10 protein-coding genes are annotated in these 9,066 nt (G+C 33.9%); 3 read left to right on the plus strand and 7 right to left on the minus strand.

Translation table 11 applies throughout. From position 1 onward, the window contains the following. The 5 genes from WFK35_RS17150 to WFK35_RS17170 all read right to left on the minus strand — a co-directional run. The coding region (locus WFK35_RS17150) for an MFS transporter (protein ID WP_336733613.1) at positions 1-483 on the minus strand (483 nt) is incomplete at its 3' end. A 51-nt stretch (positions 484-534) separates the two neighbouring features. Next, positions 535-1,197 (minus strand): hypothetical protein, encoded by a 663-nt coding sequence (locus tag WFK35_RS17155; protein ID WP_336733614.1) that lies wholly within the window; start codon positions 1,195-1,197, stop codon positions 535-537. 80 nt (positions 1,198-1,277) lie between these two features. Continuing rightward, a complete protein-coding gene (locus WFK35_RS17160; RefSeq protein WP_336733615.1) occupies positions 1,278-2,072 on the minus strand; it encodes a DUF3575 domain-containing protein in 795 nt (264 codons plus the stop codon). Between the two features lie 320 nt (positions 2,073-2,392). Continuing rightward, a complete protein-coding gene (locus tag WFK35_RS17165) occupies positions 2,393-2,587 on the minus strand; it encodes a cold-shock protein (protein WP_336688478.1) in 195 nt (64 codons plus the stop codon). Positions 2,588-2,638: 51 nt separating this feature from the next. Next, on the minus strand, positions 2,639-3,757 hold the full coding sequence (locus WFK35_RS17170; RefSeq protein WP_336733619.1) for a DEAD/DEAH box helicase: 1,119 nt from the start codon (positions 3,755-3,757) through the stop codon (positions 2,639-2,641). Between the two features lie 429 nt (positions 3,758-4,186). Here WFK35_RS17170 and WFK35_RS17175 point away from each other — a divergent pair, with 429 nt between their 5' ends. Further along, entirely contained in the window at positions 4,187-5,134 is a 948-nt protein-coding gene (locus tag WFK35_RS17175; protein WP_336733616.1) for a beta-1,6-N-acetylglucosaminyltransferase, read from the plus strand. Positions 5,135-5,146: 12 nt separating this feature from the next. Here WFK35_RS17175 and WFK35_RS17180 read toward each other — a convergent pair whose 3' ends face one another. Next, on the minus strand, positions 5,147-6,208 hold the full coding sequence (locus WFK35_RS17180; RefSeq protein ID WP_336688480.1) for a 3-oxoacyl-ACP synthase III family protein: 1,062 nt from the start codon (positions 6,206-6,208) through the stop codon (positions 5,147-5,149). A gap of 446 nt (positions 6,209-6,654) precedes the next feature. Beyond that, on the minus strand, positions 6,655-7,656 hold the full coding sequence (locus WFK35_RS17185; RefSeq protein WP_336733617.1) for a T9SS type A sorting domain-containing protein: 1,002 nt from the start codon (positions 7,654-7,656) through the stop codon (positions 6,655-6,657). 668 nt (positions 7,657-8,324) lie between these two features. Here WFK35_RS17185 and WFK35_RS17190 point away from each other — a divergent pair. Beyond that, the gene (locus WFK35_RS17190) at positions 8,325-8,762 is read left to right on the plus strand and encodes a transposase (protein ID WP_214590959.1); all 438 of its coding nucleotides are present in this window, start codon (positions 8,325-8,327) and stop codon (positions 8,760-8,762) included. Further along, a partial coding sequence (locus tag WFK35_RS17195) for a hypothetical protein (protein ID WP_336733618.1) occupies positions 8,726-9,066 on the plus strand: 341 nt, incomplete at its 3' end. The genes WFK35_RS17190 and WFK35_RS17195, both read left to right, overlap by 37 nt.

Raw genomic sequence — 9,066 nt, forward strand, 5'->3', positions numbered from 1 at the left:
AATTAAAGTCACATACTGAAAGCTGGAATAAAATCCTCTTCGATCGGCAGTTGCCATTTCGCTGAGGTAGGTTGCCGAAACACCGTATTCTCCGCCCACACTCAGTCCCTGAAGCAATCTTGCGATCAGCAAAAGGAGAGGAGCTAAAACACCGATGGTTTTATAAGTGGGCGTTAAAGCAATCAGTAAAGATCCGAAAGACATCAGCAAAACGGAAAGTGTCATTGCTTTTTTTCTTCCGATTCTGTCGGCAATACTTCCGAAAAGCCATCCTCCGACAGGTCGCATCAGAAAACCAACGGCAAAAATTCCGGCTGTATTTAAAAGCTGCGCCGTCATATCCGAATCCGGAAAAAAAGAATTTGAAAAATAAATGGCAAAAGCAGCATAAGCGTACCAGTCGTACCATTCTACCAGATTTCCGATTGATCCGCCTACAATCGCTTTGATTCTTTGTGCGGTGGTGATTTGTGATGAATTCATACAGGAAAGATATTTCTTTTCTTTAATTGTGAAAAGTATTTTAGATTTAATTTATCTGAAAATTGTGTACAAAAACTGACTTCCCAATTCAGGAAGCATATATGTCCTTAAATTTTCGTCTTCGGGTAATAACTCCATTCCCTGTAATCCATTATGCATTTCCATATTTCCAACATCTTTGATGCTAAACATTGCCATCATCAGATGATAGTTTTTTTCATCCATCAGTAGAAAAATTTCAGGTATATCATCCTCAGTTTTGCCGGTAAGATGAGAGAATGCACTTGCGTAAAAATGATGATACATGGGATCATTAGCTTCTATTAAAGAACTCTCATAATAATATTTAATGATGTTGTAAATTTTTTCGTACAGATGATCTTTTGTTTTCAGAATAAACTGTTTTCTGTAATTTTTTATCGGGACAATTCTTTCGTGCGAAATATGAAAGTATTCCGAATACCCGGAATAGATGACCTCAACTAATGGTTTATGATCAAATCGGGAAAATTTTCTGACAATAAAATTTTCTTCTATTTTATTTTGTGGAATCAATGCTAAGTTTAATGCGCCTTTTTGTCTGAACTGTCTGTAAAAATCTTCCGTTTCACTACAGTTTAAAGAACTTTCAGATAATTTATCATATTTAATGAAATACCTGTATCCTAAAACAAACTGAATAGCATAGTGAACAGAAACGTGAGATGAATACATGCGGTGTTGATTTTAGACTAATATAAAAAAATAAAACCGCTCTCCGGAAAGAACGGTTTAAAATAGCTAAATAAAATTTTTTAGAATCGATATCCCAGAGACAGTCCGCTTCTGAAACCAAGCCATGGTCCGTCTACATTTACTTTAGCGCCGTTTGCATTGGTTTCTACCGTATAATTCACATACGGAATATCCAGATCTTCAATTTCCTTTTTCAGCTGAGCCTGCATATCGGGGGTTAAGATCACATCACTCGTCATGGTAAAATCGCCCTGTCCTTTTCCGTAATGCGCTCCTGCGATCCAGAAATCCAGTATCAGATTTTTACTTGGTGTAAGGAAAAACTGTACACCTACCATTACGCCGCCACTGTTTCCGTGTGCGCTTCCGTTTCCTTTCAATGGAATTTGGTAGGTTGTTCCGCTGAATGTATAATCATAGTAAAAATCAAACGTATTGGAAGTTATTTTAGAGTATCTGTAATAAGGCGCTACATAAAATCCTTTTCCATAGCCTGCTCCCAGATAAAAGCGGGGTTCTATTGTAAAATTGAATGATTTTACTTCAAGGTTCTGAAATCTTTTTTCGTCTTTATCGCTGAGAAATGCATTGATGAATGGAACTTTTCCTTCAGGCATGGTTCCAAATCCCATATTTAAGGAAAACCGTTTACTAAAGGCTCTTTCGTAAGACAGATTGATGTTTCTTAAAACATATGCTGTAACATTTGTCTTGATAATGTTCATTTTATCTGGGTTTTGAGGTGCTGTCATTTTAATGACATCCTTTTTAGCCGGAGTTTCAGGAATAGTAGTTTCCTGTGCCGAAAATCCTGAAAAGATAAAAGAGGGAAGGAGGAAGATAAATTTTTTCATGATCTAATATTTAGTGGTTGATATTTTTCAAAAAGCAAAAAGCGGGCAAAAATTGAAATAATAGATTTTTGTGTGAAAAACAAAATGTTCTTTTAATAATTTGTTTTTTATTTAAAAATTTTAAACTTATAATTATTTATTATTGTATTTAGTGAATTTATTTGTTGCCTATAAAATTAATAAAACCTCTTGTGAAACACAAGAGGCAGATGAACATAATAAAATAAAAAGTAAATCTACTTAATACCGTCAAACATTATATGAATTTACAGATTATCATGTAAAATTATGTTAGAAAATTTTTTCATCAGATGATGGGACTAAACTAACTTAACGTTAACTGCGTTCAATCCTTTTTCGCTTTTCTGTACATCAAAGCTTACTTTATCGTTTTCACGGATTTCTCTGGTGCTTAATCCTGAAGAATGTACAAAAATGTCTTTTCCTCCGTCTGCAGGAGAAATAAATCCGAAGCCTTTTGCTTCGTTAAAAAATTTTACTGTGCCTTGTTGCATGGTAATTGGTATTAAAATTATGGTATTATAAATCTGTCGACTTCACAGATTTTATTTTTGAAACGAAATGACAGGCATTGTAAATCCTATCAGTTTCTGAATGTTTTTTAAATCGTTACGTTCCTGATCGTCACAAAATGAAACTGCCGTTCCTTCAGCTCCCGCTCTTCCGGTTCTTCCGATCCGGTGTACATAGGTTTCAGGTACATTGGGAAGCTCATAGTTAATCACGTTAGGAAGTTCATCAATATCTATTCCTCGTGCTGCAATATCGGTCGCAATCAAAACATTTATCCTGCTGTTCTTAAAATCATTGAGAGCCGTTTGTCTTGCCGTCTGAGATTTGTTTCCGTGGATTGCCATAGCAAAGATTCCTGCGCTTTCCAGCTGTTCAACTAATCTGTTGGCGATATGTTTTGTTTTGGTAAAAACAAGAGAACGCTCTTGTCCTTTATCTTGAAGAATATTAATGAGTAACCCTGTTTTATCTTTTTTCTCTACAAAGTAGACAGACTGCTGTACACTTTTTGCTGTAGAAGATACCGGATTTACTGTCACTTTTTCAGGATTATTCAGGATTGTTTCCGAAAGATTTTTAATACTTTCCGGCATGGTTGCAGAAAAGAATAAAGTCTGTCTTTTTTTAGGAAGCATCTGAATAACTTTTTTTACATCATTTACGAATCCCATATCAAGCATCCGGTCTGCTTCATCCAAAACGAATATTTCAATTTTGGAAAGATCAATATATCGCTGGTTTACAAGATCCAGTAATCTTCCGGGAGTTGCAACCAGAATGTCCACCCTTTTTCTGAGGGCTGAAAGCTGTGCTCCGGCAGATACACCCCCGTAAATAGAAAGTTGCGAAAGGGGTAAATATTTACTGTATATTTTAAAGTTTTCTTCTATCTGTATGGCAAGCTCACGTGTTGGCGTTAGAATCAATGCCCTGATTGATTTATGTTCTGGTGTCTGTCTTTTCAGAAGCTGTAGGATAGGCATCGCAAAGGCGGCTGTTTTTCCTGTTCCCGTTTGTGCGCACCCTAAAATATCACTTCCTGCTAAAATATGTGGAATTGCAGAAGCCTGTATTTCGGTTGGCTTTGAATATCCGGCTTCTGTAACAGCTCTTACAATAGGATTGATTAAATTTAAATTTTTAAAACTGATCATATTAATTTCGGTTTCCCGTTATAGTAAGCAAATTCATTTTAAGAATTTGAATAGGTTATGGCTGAGAAACAGTGTTTTATATTGCTGTTATCTCAATGTTTTATTGTATTGCGTTGATATTATTTTAGTAAAATAATGTGAACAGCACACAATGACATATCATCTTTCAAATAAAAAAATGCTGAATTCTACTTGAAATCGCTCTGATAATCGGGTGGCTGAAAAAGCAAACTGAAAGAAAAATTGTGATCTTAAACTATTACAGAATAGCGAAGGCAGAAACCTGTTTTATTAATGCTTTTGCAAAGATAGGATAAAATAAATGAATACTGTTTAATTTAATAGGTTGATTATCAAAATTTTATTCATACCTTTCACGCATAACAGAATTGTTTGCATAATGCCGATAATTTTAATCTAATCTTTATGCAAAAATACGCAGATGCAATTCTGGCATATCCACAAAAATCTCCTTCCGGATCTTTAAAGCAGGTAAGAATCGCATATTTTATTATGATCCATCATAAGCAGGATGTCTTTAAAGAAATGTTTGAAAAGATTTATACCAGAGATCAGTTCTATCTTATACATATAGACCGGAAGGCAAAAGCAGAATTAACGGAGGAAATACAGAATTACCTCGTCAGGTTTCCCAATGTATATATTTTAGAAAGTGTAAACATTGTTTCCGGAGGTTTCAGCATGATCCAGACAGAACTTAATGCGATGGAATATCTTCTTAATGCAAGCATTGAGTGGGACTACTTCATTAATTTAAGCGGTGAAGATTCTCCTTTGAAATCGCAAAATATTATCCGGCAGTTTCTTACTGCTAATAAAGGCAGAAATTATATTTTTTATTACGACCAAAAGTTTTACAGACCAGATACACTTCAGAGAATACAAAATCATTTTACGGAACTTACCCACAAAATTTCTTCCTATGTCTATAAAAGAGAGTTTATGAAAGGCGTTGTGCCTTACATTGGCGGGAAATGGTTTATGTTTACAAGGGAAACCTGTGTTTTTTTAACCAATAACAAAAGGGTTATGGATTTTGAAGATTATTATCTGCATACGCTGCTTCCGGCAGAATCTTTTTTTCAGACCGTATTAATGAACACTGATTTTTCTGATATTATTGTAAATGATGATAAAAGGGCAGTTCTTGAGAAGACATTTTTCAGCAGAGATGTTTATACTGATCAGTTTATTGAATCCCTTAAAACGGGAAACCACCTTTTCATCAGAAAGATGAACAGGCATACCCATCAAAATCTTATCGATTACATTGAAGACAGCTACCTTCTTCCGCTCACAGAAGTTAATGAGATTGAAAGGGAATTACAAAAACATAACCGCCAGAATAATTAATAATCTTTTATTTTAAAATTTATAAACAAAAGCATTAATGTTCATTCCTGCTCCTACAGATGCAAACAAAACAATATCTCCCTGCTGGATCTGATGCTGTTCCAGTTCTCCTTTTAAGATCATGGTAAGAAGAGAAGGAATGGTTGCCACACTGCTGTTTCCGAGTTTCTGGATTACCATAGGCATAATATTTTCGGGCATTTTTAATCCGTATAAGCGGTAAAATCTTTCCACAATGGCTTCGTCCATCTTTTCATTTGCCTGATGGATGATGATTTTATTAACCTGATCGATGGTATATTTACTTTCATCAAGACATTTTTTCATGGCATCCGGAACATGTACAAGCGCAAATTCATAGATTTTTCTGCCCTCCATTTTTATATATTTTGTATCCTGACAGGCTTCATTATCATATGATTTGCCAAAAAACAGATAGTCTTTTTCTTTAAGAGTATAAGAAGCTGAAAGATGAGACTGGATGCCCGAATTATCCTCATTGTTGTATTCCAGTACAACTGCTCCCGCTCCGTCTGCATAGATCATACTGTCCCTGTCATGAATGTCTACCACTCTGGATAATGTCTCGGCTCCAATAATAAGACATCTTTTTGCCATTCCTGCTCTGATGAAGGCATTTGCCTGAATAACTCCTTCAATCCAGCCGGGACATCCGAAAAGAACGTCATAAGCAACACAGAAGTTATTTTCAATTTTAAGCAGATGTTTTACTCTCGCTGCAAGACTCGGAACCATATCCGACTGCACGGTTCCGTAGCGTACATCGCCAAAATTATGGGCAAAAATAATATAATCGAGAGTTTCCGGATCTATTCCTGAGTCTTTTATGGCGGCTTTTGCAGCAATTAATCCAAGATCTGAAGTAACCTGATCTTGAGATGCGTATCTTCTCTCTTCAATACCTGTAATTTTCTTTAATTTTTCGGTAAGTGAGAAATTGTCATCTTTTAAGAGAACACCTTTATCGTCTAAAAAAATATGATTGTTAAAAAATAAATTATCAATAGTTTCGGAAGGGATACAGTTACCGATTCCAATAATTTTACCTGTCATTTGAAAAATTTTATTTGTGATCTATAAACAAAATATTTAATACTTTTTTATCTTTCGTGTAAACTTTATGAATAAAATACTCAGTCCTGCTGTTCCTGACAGATGTATGTTTCTTATGAATTTTTTTCAATAAAAAACGTCATTTAAAAGTGATAATATACTTATTTTCTAGAATGAATTTATAACTCTAAAGGTAGCGGATTAAAAATAAATAATACTATATTTTTACATCTTTATCTGCAAACCTATATGAGTTGCATCATATATAATAGATGAAGAAATATCTTCTTCTAAGTTTAGAAAATACCATATTTCTGTCCGAAAAGTGAGGTGATTAGAGTGAATAACGATGATGATACATTATTACTTGCCGGTTTTAATATCTAATTATTGTAAGCCGCCCGAAAAATTTTTCGGGCGGCTTTTGTTTTTTGATATAAAAGTTTTTATTTCTTAATGAATTTCGCTGCCTCAGGTTTACTGTTTTTTCCAGAAACTTCAATAAAATAGGAAGCTGGCGGAAGATCAGAAACCGGCACTTTTCCGGATTTCAGATCCGATTGTTTTATGAGTTTTCCATCTAAACTGTAAATTTTTGCTGTTGCGTAATTTTCAGTATCTCCTTTAAGATTAATAAAATCATCTGCAGGATTCGGATAAATTTTTAATCCTTTTGCTTTGGCAGAGGAATCTCCGGCTGCCAATACTATTGTACTTAAAGCCTGAGCAGAGCTTGTGGTCTGGTTATTAATTCCCGCTACCGGAATATTTACCACCGTCTCATTGGTTGTAAGGAGAGGGAATTTATAGGTGCTTCCATAATATGAATACGAAGTATTAACAATGGAGCCTATAGGAAATACAAAAGAAGTGTCATTCGGAAGATAAAGATTGAAATTCTGAACAGATTTTACTCTTAAAACATTGGTAAAGGAGGATGACGCCAGAAGTAAAGTTCCCCATGCATCGGCTGCAAGCGTTATAGTTCCTTTACAAAGACCGTTGGCGGTTGTTGAGGTGAATGTTCCCTGTGCCTGATCGGTCTCGTTATATCCGTAAGCCGCAGGATAAGAAATAAACGTTCCGTTATTGGCAGATAAATTAAGTGTGGCATCTGTTGTTATAAGACCTGTAATTTCAAGTTTTGAAGCCGATTGTTTATAATAGACTGTATTTGGACTTCCGGTTAGTTTCAACGTAGAAGCAGGGAAGGTAGAAATTTCAGAAGCTGAAGGAGTAGAATAAACTCCGGGTGCAGAACTGCCTAACACCAACGAAGAATTATTAAAAGTTATATTCGCACCTGTTCCGGAATTATTTGGAGTTCCGGTGGCCGTAAGATAATTGGCATTATCTCCGGAAACAGGATCGTTAAAGGATTTTGTGACAGTTGTCTGAGCGTTACATAAGCTATAAATTGATAATACAAATGGTAAAAGTTTTTTCATTCTGTTTTTTTACTAAAGATAATCAAAATGTTACGTTCAAAATAATTTTTTAGTCTAAAATTTTTAATAAAATGTATGCATCGAATTTTTAACTTTTAAAAACTTAATTTATAAAGAAATTTGGCATTAATTCTTAATATTGCCGGCTTCGAATATCAAAAAAGCCGCTCAAAAAAGAACGTCTATGCTGTGCATTAACTGATATGATTTTATTTATTTTTTATTAATGCACAGATGAGAAATTTTGTAATTTTTTCAGAATTGAAAATAAAACGCAAATGGATTTTTTAGTAATTTCAAATGCTTAATCAATTCAAAAATTAGTGAGTAATTATAAGATTTGAATATTTTTAATGGGAAACTATATTTATTGCAAATTTTACTCTTCAGAGATTTTTTTTTAGGTGAATTGTATTTTAAGATACTTTTACTCACTGGATTTACAAAATAGCTTATTTAAACAATTGTTTATCAGTTATTTATTTAATTTAAGCTAAATTGAAAAATATTGTGATTTTTACTATTTAATTTATATCAGAATCTATATTTGTACAAAACAAGCAAGGATTGTAAAAATAAAATAATGCAAAAATTTCATGTTGTCTTAGAAAATGACTTTGATGAAAAAACAAGAAGGTAAATAACACAAATAGCAGATTTAAAAAATTATGTCTTTAGATATAAAAAACATTCATATAGGAAAAATTATTCGCGAGGTGGTGAATGAAAAAGGGATAGAAATGTACAGAATAGAAAAATTCATGAAATGCACCGAAAAAGAAATTTGTTCTATGTACGAAAAGAAAAGCATAGATACCCATGTTCTTTTGAGATGGAGCAAATTGCTTAAGTATGATTTTTTCAGGATATATGTACAGCATATTATTCTTTTTTCTCCTTCCGGAAAAAGTAAAGCAGGCACAAGCGAAAAGCAGAAGCTGCCCGCTTACCGGAAAAATATTTATACTAAAGAAATTATCAGTTTTGTTCTCGAATTACTGAATAAGAATTTAAAAACAAAAGCTGAAATCATAGAAGAGTATAAAATTCCTAAAACAACCTTATACAGATGGATAGAGAAGTACAACATCCCGAGTTCCGAATAAATTCACCTGATTACAAGAGAATATATACTGATATTCTGGAAATGCGTTATCGTAATAAAAAAGATAAATGCGAAGCGTTGCTTAGTAAACCGAGGCTTTCGGTAATGGATATTCTTGAACTGGAAAAGAGAATTTTTGATGAAAAGGAAATTCCTGATGAAAAAGAAAACAAGAAATTCCGGGCGTACGATGATGAAGCTATCCTGCAGATTCTTCGGTATCAGAAAAACAATAATATGAATAATAATGATACTGCGGCTTATTTCAAAGTAAGCAGAAACTCTGTTGCAAAGTGGAAAAGGCT

The organism is Chryseobacterium sp. VD8, assembly GCF_037149975.1.
GTDB lineage: Bacteria > Bacteroidota > Bacteroidia > Flavobacteriales > Weeksellaceae > Chryseobacterium > Chryseobacterium indicum.